Genomic DNA, 17,909 nt, shown 5'->3' with positions numbered 1-17,909 from the left:
GGAGGATGGGGCGGGCCGAAGGCCAGATGCCCACGCCCGCGCCACCAACGGACGTTCTGCTCCCGGCAGTCGATCCGCTGGGGATGGTCTACGGCGGATCTGCGAAGAAGCGGTTTTCGAGGGTGGTTAACTTGCTTGCCCTTCCCCTTCCTGCCGGCAAATCAGGTGAGGTTCGAGGCCAAAACCCACCAGCCGCGATCTGAAAGCGCCGCAGCGGCGGCATCCCGACTCGCGTCGCTGTCAAACAGCGCGAAGCACGTCGCGCCGGAGCCGGACATGCGGGTGAGCCCCGCCCCCGCCGAAGCGGCAAGCGCATCCAGCACCTCCCCGATCACCGGCGCGATGGCGCGCGCAGGCGACTCCAGGTCGTTGCGGCTTTCGCACGGATCGGCCGGAAGCGGCCCATGATCGACGCCGTCCCAGCGGCGGAACACCTCGGCGGTGGACACCGCAACGCCGGGATTGACAAGCAGCACGGGCGTGCCGGGCATGCCAGGCACGGGCTCCAGCTGCTCGCCCCTGCCCCGCCCGATCGCCGTGACGCCATAGAGGCAGGCGGGGACGTCCGAGCCCAAAGCGTCGGCAATGGCGAACATGGCATCCAGCGGCACATCGTGGAGCCGCCCGAGCGCACGCAAGGTCGCCGCCGCATCGGCCGAGCCGCCGCCGATGCCCGAGGCGACCGGCAAGTGCTTGTCGAGCGTGATCGCATGCGCGCCGCCGCCGAACTCGTCGCGGAATGCCCGGGCAGCGCGGGTGACGAGATTGTCGCCCTCCCCGCTCAGTACCGCCGCGAAGGGGCCGGTAAGCGTGAAGCCGTCGCTATCGGCGGGCTCGATGCTGACGATGTCGCCGTCTTCCACAAAGGCGAACAGCGTCTCCAGTTCGTGATAGCCGTCGCTCCGCCGCGCGCGGACGTGCAGCGCCAGGTTGAGCTTGGCCTTCGCGGTCTCGACGATCACTGCGCGAGCCCGTCCAGCAGCTTGGCCTTGAGGCGGTCGAGGTCGCCGGCATCGGCGCTCACCTCTGCCGCGCGCCAGGCATAGCGCGCCTCGATACGGCGGCCGAGCTTCCAATAGGCATCGCCGAGATGCTCGTTGGCGCGGGCGCCGCCGGGATCGGCGCGGACCGCCTGTTCGAGCAAGGGCAGCGCCCTGGCGAGCTGGCCATCGGCATAATAAGCGCGGCCGAGCGAATCGGTGATCGCAGGATCGTCAGGCTTGAGGGTGCGGGCGCGTTCGAGCAGCGCCTGGGCACCGGGCAGGTCGACGCCGCGCTCGACCTGGGCATTGCCGAGCCAGGCAAGCGCCTCGGGCTCCTCCGGCGCCAGCTTCACCGCGCGCTGGAGCGCGGGCAATGCCTCGTCCCATTTGCCAGCGCGGTCGAGCGCGGCGCCGCGCAGATAGTTGAGCTCCCAGCCGCCGCCATCGGCATGGCCGATCGCGCGCTCGAAGACGATGGCGGCATCGGAATAGCGGCCGCCCTGGAACAGCAGGTCGCCATAGGTGCGCAATTCCTGCCGCGTCGCGCCCGGTGCGGTGACGAGCGCCTCCGCCCGGGCAAGCGCTTCGGGAAGCCGGCCGGCGCGGCGGAGCACGCCGATCAGCCCGGCCTCGGCGCTGCGGGAGAAGGGACCGTCGGGACGGATTCCCGAAAGTGCGGTCAGCGCGGCATCGGTGGCGCCGCTGCGCGACAGGGCTTCGGCGAGGAGCAGGCGCGCGCGCTCCTCCTGCGGATCGAGCAGCAGGGCGGCGCGGGTGAGCAGGATCGAGAGCGGCGCCATGTCCGCCTCGCGCAGGTCGCTGGCAAGGCCGAGGAACAAATGCGCGGCACCGAACGCGGCATCGGGCTTGCCGGTCCTGGCCTGGCGCTTGCGCCACGCCTTGGACGCGCCGGACAGGCCGGAGAGGATTTCCTGCGCCTTGTCCGCCTTGCCCGCGCGGAGCAGCGCGATGGCGGCATCGATGCGCGGGTCCTGCGCCTGATCGGTGCCACTCGACGCAGCGAGCGCGAACAGGCCCTCGTCCGCCTTGCCAGCGGCGATCAGCAGCAGCGCCCGGTGGCGCTCGGCAAAGGGCGCGGCGAGCGCGTTGCCATGGGCGGCATCGAGCAGCGGCAGCGGATCCTGCCTGCGATCGAGCGCGATCCAGGCGCGCAGCACGGGCACCAGGAAATCGAGCTGGGCCTGGGAGAGCCGGATCAGCGCCCTGTCCTCGCCCGCCCGGTCGCCGACATGGAGCGCGACGGCGAAGGCGAGCAGGCTGGTATCGGGCGGCGCTACCGCGGCGCGGTCGAGAATCGCGGCGGCGCGGCTGGCCAGCGCCAAATCGCCCGCGGCGAGGCCCTGGCGATAGGCGCGCATCGCGAGCACCTGGTCATCGGGCACCGCATCGAGCGCACGGGCATAGCCGGCAGCGGCCAGCGCCGCCTGCCCCGCCGTATCGGCGGCGCGCGTGCGGGCATAGTCGCGCAGGTCGACTTGCGCCGCCGCCGGCTGGGCCGCGGCGGGCAATGCCGCCAGCAGCGCCAGCACCAGGCTACATGTTCGGATAATTGGGGCCGCCGCCCCCTTCGGGGACCACCCAGTTGATGTTCTGGGTAGGATCCTTGATGTCGCACGTCTTGCAGTGGACGCAATTCTGCGCGTTGATCTGGAAGCGCAGATCGTCGCCTTCGCCGACAACTTCATAGACACCCGCCGGACAGTAGCGCTGGGCCGGCTCGGCGTACACCGGAAGATTGTAGTGAATGGGGACTTCAGGGTCCTTGAGCGTCAGGTGGACCGGCTGGTCCTCCTCGTGATTGGTGTTCGAGACGAACACCGAGGAGAGGCGATCGAAGGTCAGCACGCCATCGGGCTTGGGGTAGTCGATCTTGGGCGCCTCGGACGCATGCCACAGGCCCTCATTGTCGGGCTTGTGCTTCATGGTGAAGGGCCAGCGCAGGCCGAGCAGCTCCATCCACATCGCCGCGCCGGCGAGCATAGTGCCCCAGGTGTCGCCGAACTTCTTGACGAGCGGCGCCACGTTGCGGACGCCGCGCAGCTCCTTGTAGACCCAGCTCTTCTCATAGGCCTCGGGATAGGCGGCAAGCTCGTCCGCCTCGCGTCCAGCACCGACCGCGGCGAAGGCCGCCTCGGCCGCCATCATGCCGCTCTTCATCGAGGTGTGCGTGCCCTTGATGCGCGGCACGTTGAGGAAGCCGGCCGCATCGCCGATCAGCGCCGCGCCGGGCGCCACCAGCTTGGGCACCGCCTGCAGGCCGCCGTCCGAGATCGCGCGGGCGCCATAGGAGACGCGCTTGGCACCTTTCAGGATCGCCGCGATCTCCGGGTGGGTCTTCCAGCGCTGCATCTCCTGGAAGGGCGAGAGATAGGGATTCTTGTAGTTGAGCCACACCACGAAGCCGAGCGCGACCTGCCCGTCCGCCTGGTGATAGAGGAAGCCACCGCCATTGGCGCCGGTGGTCAGCGGCCAGCCCTGGGTGTGGATCACGCGGCCCGGGACGTGGTTGGCGGGGTCGATGTCCCACAGCTCCTTGATGCCGATGCCGTAGATCTGGGGATCGCTGTCCTTGTCGAGCTCGAAGGTGCGGATCAGCTGCTTGGTCAGATGACCGCGGCAGCCTTCGGCGAAGAAGGTGTACTTCGCGTGCAGCTCGAGGCCGGGCTGGTAATCGGGCTTGTGCTCGCCGTCGCGCGCCACGCCCATGTCGCCGGTGGCGACGCCCTTCACGGAGCCATTGTCGTGATAGAGAATCTCGGCCGCCGCGAAGCCCGGAAAGATCTCGACGCCCAGTTCCTCGGCCTTGCCCGCCAGCCAGCGGCAGAGATTGCCGAGCGAGCCGGTATAAGTGCCCTTGTTGTGCAGGAACGGCGGGGTGATGAACTCCGGGAAGCCCGACTTGCCCTTCTCGCTCAGCACCCAGTGATGATTCTCGGTCACCGGCGTGGCGGCCAGCGGGCAGCCATCGTCACGCCAGGTGGGCAGCAACTCGTCGAGCGCCTTGGGGTCGATCACTGCGCCCGAAAGGATATGGGCGCCGACTTCGGAGCCTTTTTCGAGGATGCACACCGAAAGCTCGCTGCCCGTCTGCACGGCCAGCTGCTTCAACCGGATCGCCGCCGAAAGGCCCGCGGGGCCCGCGCCGACGATCACGACGTCATAGGGCATCGACTCCCGTTCGCTCATCATCGCATCCTTCTAATCTTGGTCTGGCACACGCCGCACGCCTGTCTCGTCGCAAGCTGGCAACGTCCTGTCCCTTGGTCGATGAAGGCAGATTGACCCGCCCGTCAAGGCATGACTCTTAGGGAGCGTGGGAGGCGAATACACAGCAGATTGGGGGCGTACCCTCGCGAGCGCACTCGAATGGTGGCGTGACGCGGGTGTCGAGACACTCCAGGAGGACGAGGCTCGCGACTGGCTCGCGCGGCCCGCGCCCGTGCAGGTGGCGCAGGCTGCCGTAACGTCGCCGCAGCCTGAAACCCTGCCCGATACGCTGGCCGCCTTCACGGCCTGGCGCACCGGAGAGACCGTTCCCGAAGCCGAATGGTTGACCCCGCGGATCGGCCCGAGCGGCCCGGCGGACGCCGCGCTCGTCGTGCTGACCGACATGCCGGAAAGCGACGATTCGAGCGAACTCCTGGCCGATGGCGCTGCCGGAAAGCTGTTTTCCCGGATGCTGACCGCCGCCGGAGTCGCGCGCGATTCGGTATATTTCCTTTCGATGGCCGTGGCCCGTCCGCTCGCCGGACGGATCTCGCCCGACCAGGAGGGCCGGCTGATCGAGATCACGCGGCATCATCTCAAGCTGCTCCAGCCAGCTAAGCTGTTGATTTTGGGGCAAACGGCGAGCCGTGTATTAGCTGAGACGAATGACGGCGGTGCCGCAAATGGTTTAGTCGATGTTAACCATTTTGGCGGACAAACGCAGGCGGTGGCGAGCCTGCATCCACGCTTTCTGTTGGATCGCCCTGCCGCCAAAAGCGAAGCCTGGAAGCATATGTTGCTGTTGACCCGGGGGAGCCTGTGACCATGCGTATCCTGCTTGCCGCCGCGCTGCTTGCGTCGACGGCCCTTGCCACCGCCGCCCACGCCGCTGACAGCGTGCCGGCCGCCGACAATTCCTCCGCTGCGGGCGCCTCTGCGCTGCGCGAAGGCGACGGCGTTCCCGATCAGCTCGATTCCGACCAGAAGGCCGGATACCGCAAGGTATTCGCCGCGATCCGCGCCGAGCGCTGGCAGGACGCGCAGCTTCAGCTCGATTCGATGAAGCCGGGCCCGCTCCACTCGATCGCCCGGGCCGAACTCTACACCGCCAAGAATTCGCCCAAGGTCGATCTGGCGCCGATCCTCCAGCTGATCAGCGACGCGCCCGAGCTTCCCCAGGCCGAGCAGCTTGCCCGCATGGCCAAGACCCGCGGCGCGCTCACCACCCCCGCCATCCCGGCAGCTACGCGGCTGGTCTGGTATGACGGTGCCCCCGTCCGCCAGCGCGCCCGATCGATCAAGAGCGACACCGCTTCGACCGAGATCGCGCTCGCCATCCAGCCTTATGTAAAGGCGGATCAGGGCATTGAAGCCGAGGGCGTGGTCGCCAGGTTCGAGACCGACCTGACCCCCGAGGCCCGGACCGAGTGGCAGCAGAAGGTCGCCTGGATCTATTATGTCGCCGGTGACGACGACAATGCCCGCCGCGTCGCCGCCAAGGCGCAGGACGGCATCGGCGAATGGGCGCCGCAAGCCGATTGGGTCGCCGGGCTCGCCGCCTGGCGCGAGCAGGATTGCGCCGGCGCCACCGCCGCTTTCGAGCGCGTCGCGACCCGCGCCGCCGATACCGAGCTACGCTCCGCCGGCCTCTATTGGGGCTCGCGCGCCGAGATGGCGTGCGGTCGCCCCGACAAGGTTGCCGTGAAGCTGCGTGCAGCCACCCAATATGGCGAGACCTTCTACGGCCTGCTCGCCAAGGCAGCGCTGGGCATCGACGAGAAGCCGACGCGCGGCGAGAAGTTCGTCGCCGAAGACTGGCGCGCGCTGGAGCGCCGTCCGAACGTGCGCGTCGCCGCCGCCCTGGTCGAGATAGACCAGGACGATCTGGCCGACGAAGTGCTGCGCTACCAGGCGAAGCTCGGCACCGCCTCCGAGCATGCCGCGCTGACTCGCCTGGCCGGCCGCCTCAACTTGCCGAGCACCCAGCTCTGGCTCACGCATAACTGCCCACAGGGCACGCAGCCTTTGGTCGAGGCCCGGTATCCCGCGCCGAATTGGACGCCCGCGGGTGGCTGGCGCGTCGACAAGGCGCTGGTGTTCGCCCACACGCTGCAGGAATCGCGCTTCAACTCCGAGATCCGCAGCGCCGCCGGCGCGATGGGCCTGATGCAGGTGAAGACGGGTGCGGCGATCGATATCGGCCGGCGGAACGGGGTAAGTTACGCGGCGAGCGACCTGACCAAGCCCTCGGTCAACATGGAGATCGGCCAGTCCTATCTCGAGCAGCTGCGCGACCAGCCCTTTACCGGCGGGCTGCTGCCCAAGGTGATCGCATCCTACAATGCCGGGCCGACCCCGGTCGCCAACTGGAACGCGATGATCAAGGATGGCGGCGATCCGCTGCTCTATATCGAGAGCATCCCATATTGGGAGACGCGCGGATACGTGATGACCGTGCTGCGCAACTACTGGATGTACGAGAACCAGGAAGGCCGCAAATCCACCAGCCGCGAGGCGCTGGCGCAGGGGCTGTGGCCGAAATTCCCCGGCATGCAGGGCCCGACATCGGTGAAGCTCAGCATGCGCCAGCTCGCTTTCCACCGGGACGGCAATGCCAATCGATAACAGTATCGCGTTCCGCCCGGTGCGGATCGCGGTGCTGACGGTATCCGATACACGGACATTGGCCGACGACCGTTCGGGCGACCGGCTGGTCGAGCGGCTGGGCGCTGCGGGCCATGTGCTGGCCGAGCGCCGGATCGTGCGCGACGAAGCGGATGCGATCGTGGCGCAGCTCCATGCCTGGATCGACGACCCGCAGGTCGAAGTGGTGCTCACCACCGGCGGCACCGGCGTGACCGGGCGCGACATTACCCCCGAAGCCCTGGCTCGCGTCTGGGACAAGGAGATTCCTGGTTTCGGCGAGCTGTTCCGCTGGCTCAGCTACCAGTCGATCGGCACCTCGACGATCCAGTCACGCGCGACCGCGGGCGTGGCGCGGGGGACCTATATCTTCGCCCTGCCCGGCTCGACCGGCGCGGTCACCGATGCCTGGGACGGGATATTGGCGACGCAATTGGATGTGCGGCACAAGCCCTGCAACTTCGTCGAGTTGCTGCCGCGGCTGGAGGAGCGCTGAGGGGAGCTAGGCGGGTATATGCGCGAAACCTTCCGCACTCCCTGCCTCACCCTGGAAGTTGTTTCAGGGCCAATGCGCCTCAAACGATACCGCCTGTGGCGGGTTGGATGCTGAAACAGGTTCCGCATGGCGACGTGGCGGGAAACTAAACGCTCACTTCAATTCCTTGGCGAAGAAATCCGCCGACTCCCCCAGCATCGAGCTCCACCAGTCGAGCGTGTCGGCGAAATTGCGCCTGGTCGTGCCGCCGATCATGCCGATGTCGTAGGACATCACGAAAGTGCCGCTGTCCTTCACCGCCGCGGTGAGGAAACGGTGGCCGGCATTCCATTTGTTGGCAAGCGCGGTGCCCGCCTGCTCGTCCTTGGTAAAGGACACTTCGAAGCGCAGCGAATCGCAGTTCCGGTGTTTTTCGCAGCCATAGAAATAGACGTCGAACCGATAGGGCTCGCCCGTCACCTCCACCATGGGATCGCCATTCTCGTCCTTGGCCAGCTTCGCCTTGAGCCTGCGGCGAGCATCGCCTGGACGATGCTATCGAGAGCGTTGGCGCAGACCAGATCCCTACCGCACGGCGTGCGGTCCTGCGCGGCGGCGGGTATCGCGCAGGTGCCCAGCGCCGCGGCTGCGGTGATCGCGATCAGGCGCATCGGAATTGCCTCCTTTGCGCTCACCCTACCACCTCGCCGCGGCGCGGCAATCACTCGGGCTCGTTGACGAACACGCCGAGCCCGTTCCCCGCCGGATCGCGGAAATGGAAACGGCGTCCGCCGGGGAAGCTGAAGATCGGGACGACGATCTCGCCGCCGGCGGCCTTGATCGCCTCGAGCGCCGCCTCGAGGTCCTGCACTTCGATCACTGGCAGCAGTTGCCCGATCGCCTGATCGGTGCTGCCGTTGATGCCGAGATCGGTGTCGCCCGTGGTGGTCGCCGCATAGTCGGGGCCGAAATCGGTGAAGGCCCAGCCGAATGCCTGGCCATAGAAATCGCGCGTGCCGGCCACATCCTTGGACGGCAGTTCGAGATAGCTGATGCGTGCCATAAATCCTCCAATGTTCTTGCTATGTTCTAGCGTCACGACTAGGCTTTGGCAATGGCGAAGAATCGTCCCGTGCGCGGCGCCACGCTGAATGAAGCGAGCAGCCGCTTCAACCTGCCTGCGCGCGAGCCGGACGGGGAATGGCTCGACATGCGCGAGGCGCTGGACGACGCGCCCCCGCCCCTGCGCACCAGCGTGACGGTGGAGCGGGCGCGGACGATCATCACGCGCAACCAGTCGCCCGACATCGCCTTCGATCGCTCGATCAACCCCTATCGCGGCTGCGAGCATGGCTGCATCTATTGTTTCGCCCGGCCGACGCATGCCTATCTCGACCTGTCGCCGGGGCTGGATTTCGAGAGCAAGCTGTTCGCCAAGCCCGATGCGCCGACGCTGCTGCGCAGCGAACTGAGCAAGCGCGGCTATGTCTGCCGACCGATCGCCTTTGGCACCAACACCGATCCCTATCAGCCGATCGAGGCCGAGTGGCGGATCACCCGCGGCTGCATCGAAGTGCTGGCAGAGCATGATCATCCGCTGACGATCACCACCAAGTCGAACCGCGTGACGCGCGACATCGACATCCTGGCGCCGATGGCGGCCAGGGGGCTGGCGGCGGTGATGGTCTCGATCACTTCGCTCGACCCGAAGATCGCGATGACGGTGGAGCCGCGCGCGCCGCATCCGGAGAAAAGGCTGGCGGCGGTGCGGCAGCTGGCGGATGCGGGGATCCCGGTGTTCGTCTCGCTGGCGCCGGTGATCCCGCAGGTCACCGATCACGAGATCGAGCATATCCTCGAGCGGGCGGCGCTGGCGGGTGCGCGGTCGGCGTTCTTCCTGCCGGTGCGGCTGCCCCACGAAGTCGCCCCGCTGTTCCGCGCCTGGCTCGACACGCATTTCCCCGACCGCGCGGGCAAGGTGATGGCGACGATCCAGTCGATCCGCGGGGGAAAGGACAACGACCCCAATTTCCACACCCGCTTCAAGGGGCAAGGCCCCTGGGCGGAGCTGCTGCGGACCCGGTTCAAGATGGCGGCGAAGCGCTATGGGCTCGACCGGGAAGTGTTGCGGTTGCGGACGGACCTGTTCCGGCCGCCGTCGGGGCCGCAGGGTGAGTTGTTCTAGTCTCTTCTCCCTCTCCCCTTTCGGGACGAGGGACGTGCATCCTGATTCAATGGCGACGTATCGAGAGGCGAAGTCATTCCCCTCTCTCAACCCTCTCCCCGGAGGGGAAAAGCTTGGATTACATGCACATCGTGTCGAGCGGCAGCATCGCCGGAGCTTGCGGCTCCTTCATCCCCTTGGCCGCCATCGCGCCGTTGAGGCCCTGGGGCTGGGGCGGCAGCGCGGGGTTCACTTCGGGGGCGTAGTACGGGTCCCTGCCCGCTTCCCCGATCGACACGAACCGGTACCCCTTCTCGCGGTAGAGCGCTACGAGCTGCGGCATCATGTGCGCGTCGAAGGCACCGAGGTGCATCAGCAGCACATAGGGAATGTCGCGCCCATAGAGCGCATGCGCCATGGCGCGGGCACGGTCGGCCTGGACCGACGCCGTGCCCAGCCATGCATGCTCCATCGCCAGGATCGCATCGGCATCACCCTTGGCGACGCAGCGGGCATAGGCGTTGTTGTACGCCCAGTCGGAGAAATCCATCGTGACCGTGGCGACCTTGTAGCCCTTGCCCGCCAACAGCTTGCGGATGCGGGCGCGGCGCTCCGGATTGGCGGCGGCCTCGGAGAGGAACGGATAGCGGAACCAGCGCCAGTCGGCGGTGCCCATCTTGACCTTGAGGATCGGCTCGTTCTTTTCGAGCTCGCTCAGGAATTGTTCGTCGCTGAGTTGGTCGAGATTGGCGTGGCTCCAGCCATGGTTGCCAAGCGTCAGCCCCGCCGCGCGCCACTTGTCGAGCACCGGGGCCGAGGCCGGCTCGTTCTGCAGCTGGATACCGTTGAGGAAGCCAATCGCCGGCGCGCCGCCTGCCTTGAGCGCCGCGATGATCTGCTCGGCGATGCCGACCCGGGTATAGCCCGCGGGCAGCGGGGCATGGGCAGTGAGGTCGTCGAAGGTGAAGGCGATCGCCGGCGCCGGCTCGGCGGGCGCCGCCGCCACCCTGCCCTTGTCGGCCACCTTGGGCGAGAAGAGCGACAGCGGCACCGCGTCGGCCATCGCCTGATAGCCGGCGACCGAGGGGTGGAGGCCGTCATTGTCGAACGCCTTGCGCAGCTTCGTCGGAGCGGCGGGATCGCGCATCGCCGCGTCGAGATCGATCACGCCGTCGAAATTGCCGGGCGCGCGGATCCAGGCGTTGACCGCGGCGCGGTCGGCCTCGTTCGCCGCGTCGGGGTGGTAATAGGCCGAGCCGCCATAGGGCGTGATCGTCCCGCCGATCACCTTGATCCCGTGCGCGCGAGCGCGCGCGACCATCTGGCGATAGGCGCCGATCATGCCCTCGACCAGCGCGGCATGCGCCTCGGGCGTCGCCGGAGCGTCACGGGTGAGCGTGCCGAGATCGTTGACGCCCTCGAAGATTACCAAATGGGTGACGCCGGGATAGGTGAGCACTTCGCGGTCGAACCGCGCCATCGCATTGGGGCCGAGCCCGTCGTTGAGCAGCCGATTGCCGCCGATGCCGGCGTTGAGCACGGCCATGTCGGCCAAGGCCGGGGTGGCGCGCAGGCGGAGCTGGAGCGCATCGGTCCAGCGCGTGTTGCTGTTGGCGGGGACCCCGTATCCGTCGGTGATCGAATCGCCGAGGATCACCACCGCCGATGCCTTGGGTGACGCCACTTCGATCGCGCCGATCTGGTACCAGCGCTCGGCGGTCTTGGCGCCCGCCAGGTCGGCATCGCCGCTATGGTCGCCGTGGACATAATAGCTGGTCGCACGCGAGCCGGGATGGCTGGTCTGCTGGGCCGGCGCATCGGGAAGATGGAGCGTGATCGCCAGATCCGCGCCCGCCTTGACCGTCAGCGTGATCGGATCCGACCAATAATCCGCGCCCGCGGGGATCACGACGCTCTTCGCGCCGCCAAAGCTGAGCGCGGTCAGGCTGGCGGCATCGATCTTCGCGGAAGCGGGATCAACCGCCCGCGCAATCGTCGCCGCGCCGATCCGCAGCGATTGCGTGCCATAGGCATTGGTGAGTCGCACGCGCATCCTGGTGCCGGCGATCTGGATGCGGACGACCTGGCGCAGCGTCGCGTCCTTCAGGTCCTCATTCGGGAGCGCATTGTTGCCGGGGATCATCTGCGAGGTGGCCCAGCCAGTCACCCAGCGCTCGCCTGGGGGCGCTGCCGCGCCCAGCAAAAGGACGAGCACAGCCACGCGCGCGATCAGCCCCATATCCCTCTCCCATTGTCGCTTATCGTTATGATAGCGCTACCATATCCGAGCCGCCGCGCAGCGCAATGGCGTTTGTTCGAAGCTGGCGGGAGCAAAATGGCGGGCCACCGCGCGCAAGGCTGGTGGCCCTTAAGGTATTTGGGCCGGACGGCGGAAAGAGGGATCCAAACGCCGCCCGGAGGCCAATGAGCGTTGCCCACCCCCGACCTGTTTTCGACCATAGCGGTTGTTTCGATCGACACAATCCGGAAACATACAGTAGCCGAACAGACATAGTTCGCGGATTGCGCGCCCCGAGGGCCGGGCCTAGTCCTCGCGCACACGATAAGGATCTTCCATGCGCGCGCTTGCCTTTGCTCTCGCCCTCACGCTTCCCGCCACTGCCTTTGCCCAGGACGCCCAGCCGACCGGCAAGCTGCCCGAAACGGTGAAGCCCCTTGCCTACCGCCTCGACCTGACGATCGTTCCGGAGAAACCGCGCTTTGGCGGCCATGCCGAGATCGACGTCCAGCTGAACAAGTCGGCGGAAGCGGTGTGGATGCACGGCCGCGGCCTGAACGTCACCAAGGCGGTGGCGGTGATCGGCGGCAGGGAAGTGCCCGTCACCTTCACGCAGAAGAGCCCCTATGGCCTGGCCCAGCTTGCCTTCGGCAGGACGGTGCAGCCGGGCAAGATGACGCTGAAGTTCGATTATGACGCGCCCTTCGGCAGCGGCGCGTCGGGCCCGTACCGCCTGAACATCGCCGGTAGCTGGTATAGCTGGACCCAATTCGAATCGATCGATGCCCGCGCAGCCTTTCCGGGCTTCGACGAGCCAGGCTACAACACGCCATTCACCGTATCGCTCACCACCAAGCCCGGTTTCGTCGCGCTGACCAACGCCCCCGAGGCCGGCAAACCCAGCAAGGTCGGCGAGCTGGTCAAGCACCGTTTCATCGCCACCAAGCCGCTGCCGACCTATCTGGTCGCCTTCGTCGTCGGCCCGTTCGCCTCGGTGCAGGGCAAGGTCGCGCCCACGCCCCAGCGCAAGACGCCACTGCCGCTGCGCGTCGTCGGCACCCAGCCGAACAAGGAAGAGATGCAGTTCGCCCTGGAGAATTCCGGCCCGATCGTGGCGCTGCTCGAGAAATATTTCGGCCAGCCCTTCCCCTTCCCCAAGCTCGACCAGATCGGATCGCCGATCATGCCCGGCGCGATGGAGAATGCCGGCGCCGACATCTATGGCGACGGCATCCTGTTCGTCGACGAGAATGACGCGACGTCGAGCAAGCAGACCTTCGGCATGGTCGTGGCGCACGAGCTATCGCACCAATGGTTCGGCGATCTCGTCACCCCGGCCTGGTGGGACGATATCTGGCTGAACGAGAGCTTCGCCAACTGGATGGGCTACCGGATCGGCAATGAGTGGCGCCCCGACCTCGATATCGGCGTGGACGCGATCTCAGAGGGCTTCGAGGCGATGGACCTCGACGCGCTCGTCGCCGGGCGGCCGATCCACCAGCGGATCACCAACGATGCCGATATCGATGCGGCATTCGACCAGATCACCTATGGCAAGGGCGGCCAGGTCGTCGGGATGATCGCCGCCTATATGGGCGACGACAAGTTCAAGGCGGGCGTGCGCCTGCACATGTCGCGGCACAAATACGGCAATGCCAGCACCGAGCAGTTCTTCGGCTCGCTCGCCGACGCCGCGCACGATCAGCGGGTGCTCGAATCGCTGAAGAGCTTCGTCGATCAGCAGGGCGTGCCGGTGATCACCTTCCACCGCCAGAACGGCATCACGACCGCCAGCCAGCAGCGCTTCGCCTATTTCGGCACCAACACGCCCGCACAGCAATGGACTGTCCCCGTCTGCACCCGTCAGGGCGACGTCAAGAGCTGCACCCTGCTCGACAAGCCGAGCGCGCCGATCATCGCCAATGGCACCGGCACGCTCGTCCCCAATGCCGGCGGCTGGGGCTATTACCGCTTCGACATGGACCCCGCCGACTGGGATGCGCTGATCGCGGCCGCCCCCACCCTGCCGACCGGCGAAGCGCTGGCGCTGGACGACAGCCTGTGGGCCAGCTTCTATGCCGGCAAGGCGAAGACCACGCAGGTCGTCGCGCTCGCGCGTGCGATGGCCGGCCACCCCAAGACCAAGATGCAACTCGCCAATGGCGACCGCCTCGCCGCGCTTGAGGCGCGCGGGCTGATCGGCCCGGCGGCGCAGCCCGCGTATCGCAAGCTGTTCGTCGATATCTATGGCCCGATGCTCGCCAAGGTCGGCTTCAATCCCAAGGCCGGGGCGCATGAAGGCGACAATGCCGACAATGTCGAGCTGCGCGAGCAGCTGGTCGGCTTCGTGGCGGATAACGGCCATGACGCCGCGACCCGCGCCACGCTGACCAAGGCCGCCGATGCCTGGCTGGCGGGCGACACCAAGGCGCTTGACACCGACTTCGCGCCGCTCGCGCTCGCCGTTACCGTCGATGACCGCGGCGTGCCCTTCGCCAAAACGCTGGCCGAACAGGCCCTGGCGGGCAAGACGCCGGGCCTGCGCCAGGCGGCGTTCCGCGCGATTGCCGCTTCGGGCAATTCCGATGTCGCAAAATGGTATTTCGGCGAGTTCAACGACCCCCGTTACAGCCCGCGCGAGCGGCTGTTCGCGGCGGCAACCTTCATGAACAACGCCAATACCCGCGATGCGGCCCTCGACTATATGCTTGCCCATTTCGACGAGTTCGCGAAGCTCACCGGCGGCGGCGGTATCTTCTCGTCGCGCTCGGCGCAGATGTTCGGATCGCAGTGCACGCTTGCGGCAGCCGATGCGGTGGATGCCAAGCTGCGCGCCGCGGGCGGCAGCACCCTGTCGCTGGATCGCGCGGTGGAAGGGATCCGCAACTGTGCCCGCTTCAAGGACGCCAAGGCCGGTGAAGTGACGGCTGCATTTGCAGGAATGTGAAGGGCTCGCCCCGGCTGACAAGGCCGGGGCGAAGCATCACATCGGCTGGCCGACGACGATATATTGGACGTTGGAACCGTAGAATTGTGGCTGGTACCAAACCGAGCCGCAACGCTGATAGGTCACCGATCCGACCACGGTAGCGGAGCAGCCCGAAGGCAGCGTGGTGACCACGGTGCCGGGCGAGACCACGACGGTGGTCGTGCTGTGGTTGCTGCTGGCCACCGCCGCACCGACCACTGCGCCGGTGGCGAGGCCCACCGCGGCGCCGCGGGCGAAGTCATGATCGTCCCAGCCGCAGCCATAGCAGCCCCCGCCGCCATAATAGCCGCCGTTGACGTTCCGATTCACGTTGACGTTGTTGTTGACGTTGACGTTGACGTTCCGATTGACGTTCGCATTGCGGTTCACATTGGCGTTGCCGCCCCGGTTGACGTTCGCACCGCGATTGCCACCGGCCGACTGGTTGATGCTCGGGTGCGAGGTGTTGCGCACCTGCCTGCCGGCCGCGCTCGCACCACCGCCACCGCCACGACGTCCTTGCATCGCGGGAGACGGCGGCAGGTCGGCCGCCATCAGGGCGAGCGGCGAGAAGAGTGCCACGATGATCATTGTCCACCTCCATTGGCGGCATTCTGGGCCTGACCGAGCTGGATACGCTTGGCGTCGGCGGGGGGCGTGAAGGCGAACTGGTCGTCGGTGAAGCTGCGTGGCGTCCAGGTATAGACCGCCATGGTCTGTGGCTGCGCCGGATCATCGGTGTTGGTGATCACCGCCTTGCAGGGGAGCGCAGGGTCGGCGCGGCGGATCCAGACCTGCCAGTCCGTCCCCTTCTGGCGGAATGCATATTGATCGCACACATCGGCGCCGATCCGATCCGCGCCGGCATACATCGCGCTGGTGACCTGTTCGAGCCGCACCGCGCTTTCGCCCCACTCCATCAGGTCGGCGAGCGGCGTTTCGACGGCATAGCGGTCCGCGGCCAGGCGCAGCATCTGGTGGATGGTCGGCGGCGCGGCCACCGTCGCGTAATAGCCGGTGGCGGGACCGAATATGGTGAGCTGCTTGCCGTCATAATAGAAGCGGCGGTTGCGGCGTTCCGAGTCCAGGTTGATCTGCAGCCGGTTCGGGCGACGGACCAGGGCGGTCATCGTACTGGAGCTCTGCAGTTTCTGGCCGCCGTCCAGCACGTCCTCGCTGGTCATGTCGGCGCGCACCTCGAAGCTGTCCATCGACTTGAGCGCGTTGGCCATGCGCCCGAGCGCACCGCGGATCTCCGTATCGACCACCGTGGTCGCCGCGGGTTTGGGCGGTGCCTTTTTCTTCTGCGCGAACGATGGCGTGGCGAAGATCAGGGCTGCCACCCCGCACAAGCCGGTGATCTGGCGATATCTGTTGAGCATGACGATCTCCCGAAGAGCCGGGAGAACTAGACATCGGGGGCGCCCCCTCCACCATCGGTAGGAACCCGCTTGATCGGGCAGGGATAACCCGCAGATGGCAGCGCCTAAGCCGCGGCCAGCTTGAAGTCCTTGTATTGCGCACGGATCGCCGTCTTGAGCAGCTTGCCGGTGGCGGTGTGGGGCAGTCCCTCGACGAAATGGACCTCATCGGGAAGCCACCATTTGGCGACGTGCCTGGCCAGATGCGCCTGCACTTCCTCGGCCGTCACGTCGCTGCCGGGCTTGCGGACCACCAGCAGGATCGGACGCTCGTCCCATTTGGGGTGATAGACGCCGATCGCCGCTGCCTCGGCAACCCCGGCACAGCCGACCGCGGCATTTTCGAGCTCGACCGAGCTGATCCACTCGCCGCCCGACTTGATCACATCCTTGGCCCGATCGGTAATCTGCATCGTGCCGTCGGCATGGAGCAGAGCGACGTCGCCGGTGTCGAACCAGTTCTCGCCATCGACCGCCGGCGCGTCCGCCTTGAAATAGCGGCTGACGATCCACGGCCCGCGCACCTGGAGCCGGCCGGAGGTCTTGCCGTCGCGCGGCTGCACCACGCCTTCGTCATCGACCACGCGCAGCTCGACACCGTAGGGCACCTTGCCCTGCTTGGAGACCTGGTCGACCTGTGCTTCGAAGCCAAGATCGTCCCAGTCGAAGGACGGCGCCCCCATCGTGCCGATCGGACTGGTCTCGGTCATGCCCCAGGCGTGATTGACGCGGATGCCCATCTTCATCAGCCGCTCGATCATCGCGCGCGGCGCAGCCGAACCGCCGATCGTGACGATCTTGAGGTATTCCGGCTCCTCGCCTGTCGAGTCCATGTGCTGGAACATCGCGAACCACACGGTCGGCACGCCAGCGGTGTGCGTCACCTTCTCGCGGTTCATCAGGCCGCACAGCACGAGCGGATCATTGACCGCCGAGAAGACGAACTTGATCCCCGCCGCCGCGCCGGCCCAGGGCAGGCCCCAGCCGACCGCGTGGAACATCGGCACGATCGGCATCGCCACCGCTTGCGCCGACAGCGCGAACACATCGGGCTGCAGCTCGGTGATCGCGTGGATCACGGTGGAGCGGTGGGTATAGACCACACCCTTGGGATTGCCGGTGGTACCGCTGGTGTAGCAGATCATGCAGGGCTCGCGCTCGTTGCCGGTCACCCAGTCATAATTGCCGTCCTCGGCCGCGAGCAGCGCCTCGAACCCGTCCGGGCCGTCGCTGTCGAAGCAGTAATAATGCTCGATCGTCGTCCAGTAGGGCTTCATCCGTTCGACGATCGAAGCGAAGGCGCGGTCGTAGAACAGCACCTTGTCCTCGGCATCATTGGCGATGAAGGCGAGCTGGTCGTCAAACAGGCGCGGATTGATCGTGTGGATCAGCCCGCCCATCCCCGCCACGCCGTACCAGGCGACGAGGTGGCGGCTATGGTTCATCGCCAGCGTGGCGACGCGGTCGCCCTTCTGCACCCCGAGCCGTTCGAGCGCCTGGGCGAGCTTCTTCGCGTCGCGCGCGATGCCGGCCCAGGTGGTGCGCGTCTCGCTGCCGTCCGCCCAGCGGGTGACGATCTCCCGCCCCCAATGCTCGCGCGCGGCGTGATCGAGCAACGTCGTCACGCGGAGTTCGAAATCCTGCATCCCGCCCAGCATCACACTCTCCATACCGCTTTTTCGAGAGGGTAACCTTGGACAGCGCCGGGTGTCGAGTGCGCCGGGAAGAAGGGAGGATGCCGTAACGTCATGCACCGCCCGTCACCCTGAACTTGTTTCGGGGTCCAAC

15 protein-coding genes are annotated in these 17,909 nt (G+C 67.0%); 5 read left to right on the top strand and 10 right to left on the bottom strand.

What is annotated here, in order from left to right:
• Positions 1 to 161: 161 nt before the first annotated feature.
• Genes AC1RPL_RS00840 through AC1RPL_RS00830 form a run of 3 tightly spaced genes read right to left on the bottom strand, consistent with a single transcriptional unit; the run spans position 162 to position 4,190 of the window.
• Positions 162 to 962 (bottom strand): 4-(cytidine 5'-diphospho)-2-C-methyl-D-erythritol kinase, encoded by an 801-nt coding sequence (locus AC1RPL_RS00840; RefSeq protein ID WP_493067364.1) that lies wholly within the window; start codon positions 960 to 962, stop codon positions 162 to 164.
• Entirely contained in the window at positions 959 to 2,533 is a 1,575-nt protein-coding gene (locus AC1RPL_RS00835; RefSeq protein ID WP_493067363.1) for a tetratricopeptide repeat protein, read from the bottom strand. The genes AC1RPL_RS00840 and AC1RPL_RS00835 overlap by 4 nt, the downstream gene beginning before the upstream one ends.
• Before the next feature lie 4 nt (positions 2,534 to 2,537).
• Positions 2,538 to 4,190 carry an electron transfer flavoprotein-ubiquinone oxidoreductase gene (locus AC1RPL_RS00830; RefSeq protein ID WP_493067362.1) on the bottom strand — a complete coding sequence of 551 codons (1,653 nt, stop codon included), beginning with the start codon at positions 4,188 to 4,190 and terminating at the stop codon, positions 2,538 to 2,540.
• Positions 4,191 to 4,317: 127 nt separating this feature from the next.
• On the opposite strand from AC1RPL_RS00830, the gene AC1RPL_RS00825 reads away from it, so the two are divergent.
• From AC1RPL_RS00825 to moaB, 3 genes are read left to right on the top strand one after another with little or no spacing between them, the layout of a single operon-like run.
• The gene (locus AC1RPL_RS00825) at positions 4,318 to 5,034 is read left to right on the top strand and encodes a uracil-DNA glycosylase family protein (RefSeq protein WP_493067361.1); all 717 of its coding nucleotides are present in this window, start codon (positions 4,318 to 4,320) and stop codon (positions 5,032 to 5,034) included.
• 2 nt (positions 5,035 to 5,036) lie between these two features.
• Entirely contained in the window at positions 5,037 to 6,836 is a 1,800-nt protein-coding gene (locus AC1RPL_RS00820) for a lytic transglycosylase domain-containing protein (protein ID WP_493067360.1), read from the top strand.
• The gene (gene moaB / locus AC1RPL_RS00815; protein WP_493067359.1) at positions 6,823 to 7,350 is read left to right on the top strand and encodes a molybdenum cofactor biosynthesis protein B; all 528 of its coding nucleotides are present in this window, start codon (positions 6,823 to 6,825) and stop codon (positions 7,348 to 7,350) included. Before AC1RPL_RS00820 ends, moaB begins: the two co-directional genes overlap by 14 nt.
• Before the next feature lie 153 nt (positions 7,351 to 7,503).
• Here moaB and AC1RPL_RS00810 read toward each other — a convergent pair whose 3' ends face one another.
• From AC1RPL_RS00810 to AC1RPL_RS00800, 3 genes are read right to left on the bottom strand one after another with little or no spacing between them, the layout of a single operon-like run.
• Positions 7,504 to 7,818, bottom strand: a complete 315-nt coding sequence (locus AC1RPL_RS00810) for a YbjN domain-containing protein (protein ID WP_493067358.1) — start codon at positions 7,816 to 7,818, stop codon at positions 7,504 to 7,506.
• Positions 7,806 to 8,000 carry a hypothetical protein gene (locus tag AC1RPL_RS00805; RefSeq protein ID WP_493067357.1) on the bottom strand — a complete coding sequence of 65 codons (195 nt, stop codon included), beginning with the start codon at positions 7,998 to 8,000 and terminating at the stop codon, positions 7,806 to 7,808. The genes AC1RPL_RS00810 and AC1RPL_RS00805 overlap by 13 nt, the downstream gene beginning before the upstream one ends.
• 50 nt (positions 8,001 to 8,050) lie before the next feature.
• A complete protein-coding gene (locus tag AC1RPL_RS00800; protein WP_493067356.1) occupies positions 8,051 to 8,392 on the bottom strand; it encodes a VOC family protein in 342 nt (113 codons plus the stop codon).
• 51 nt (positions 8,393 to 8,443) lie between these two features.
• On the opposite strand from AC1RPL_RS00800, the gene AC1RPL_RS00795 reads away from it, so the two are divergent.
• Positions 8,444 to 9,514 carry a PA0069 family radical SAM protein gene (locus AC1RPL_RS00795; protein ID WP_493067355.1) on the top strand — a complete coding sequence of 357 codons (1,071 nt, stop codon included), beginning with the start codon at positions 8,444 to 8,446 and terminating at the stop codon, positions 9,512 to 9,514.
• 118 nt (positions 9,515 to 9,632) lie between these two features.
• Here AC1RPL_RS00795 and AC1RPL_RS00790 read toward each other — a convergent pair whose 3' ends face one another.
• Complete coding sequence (locus AC1RPL_RS00790) at positions 9,633 to 11,732, bottom strand: GDSL-type esterase/lipase family protein (protein WP_493067354.1); 2,100 nt, start codon at positions 11,730 to 11,732, stop codon at positions 9,633 to 9,635.
• A gap of 337 nt (positions 11,733 to 12,069) precedes the next feature.
• Between AC1RPL_RS00790 and AC1RPL_RS00785 the strand changes: the two genes are divergently transcribed.
• Complete coding sequence (locus AC1RPL_RS00785; RefSeq protein WP_493067353.1) at positions 12,070 to 14,679, top strand: M1 family metallopeptidase; 2,610 nt, start codon at positions 12,070 to 12,072, stop codon at positions 14,677 to 14,679.
• A gap of 36 nt (positions 14,680 to 14,715) precedes the next feature.
• Here the strand turns inward: AC1RPL_RS00785 and AC1RPL_RS00780 are convergent, their stop codons facing one another.
• The 3 genes from AC1RPL_RS00780 to AC1RPL_RS00770 form a co-directional block, all read right to left on the bottom strand.
• A complete protein-coding gene (locus tag AC1RPL_RS00780) occupies positions 14,716 to 15,291 on the bottom strand; it encodes a hypothetical protein (RefSeq protein WP_493067352.1) in 576 nt (191 codons plus the stop codon).
• A complete protein-coding gene (locus AC1RPL_RS00775) occupies positions 15,288 to 16,082 on the bottom strand; it encodes a DUF2092 domain-containing protein (RefSeq protein WP_493067351.1) in 795 nt (264 codons plus the stop codon). Before AC1RPL_RS00775 ends, AC1RPL_RS00780 begins: the two co-directional genes overlap by 4 nt.
• A 104-nt stretch (positions 16,083 to 16,186) precedes the next feature.
• Positions 16,187 to 17,779 (bottom strand): long-chain fatty acid--CoA ligase, encoded by a 1,593-nt coding sequence (locus AC1RPL_RS00770; protein ID WP_493067350.1) that lies wholly within the window; start codon positions 17,777 to 17,779, stop codon positions 16,187 to 16,189.
• Between the last annotated feature and the right edge of the window lie 130 nt (positions 17,780 to 17,909).

The organism is Sphingomonas sp. GW821-FHT12D09, assembly GCF_058807215.1.
This window is presented reverse-complemented; position numbering and strand designations above follow the sequence as displayed.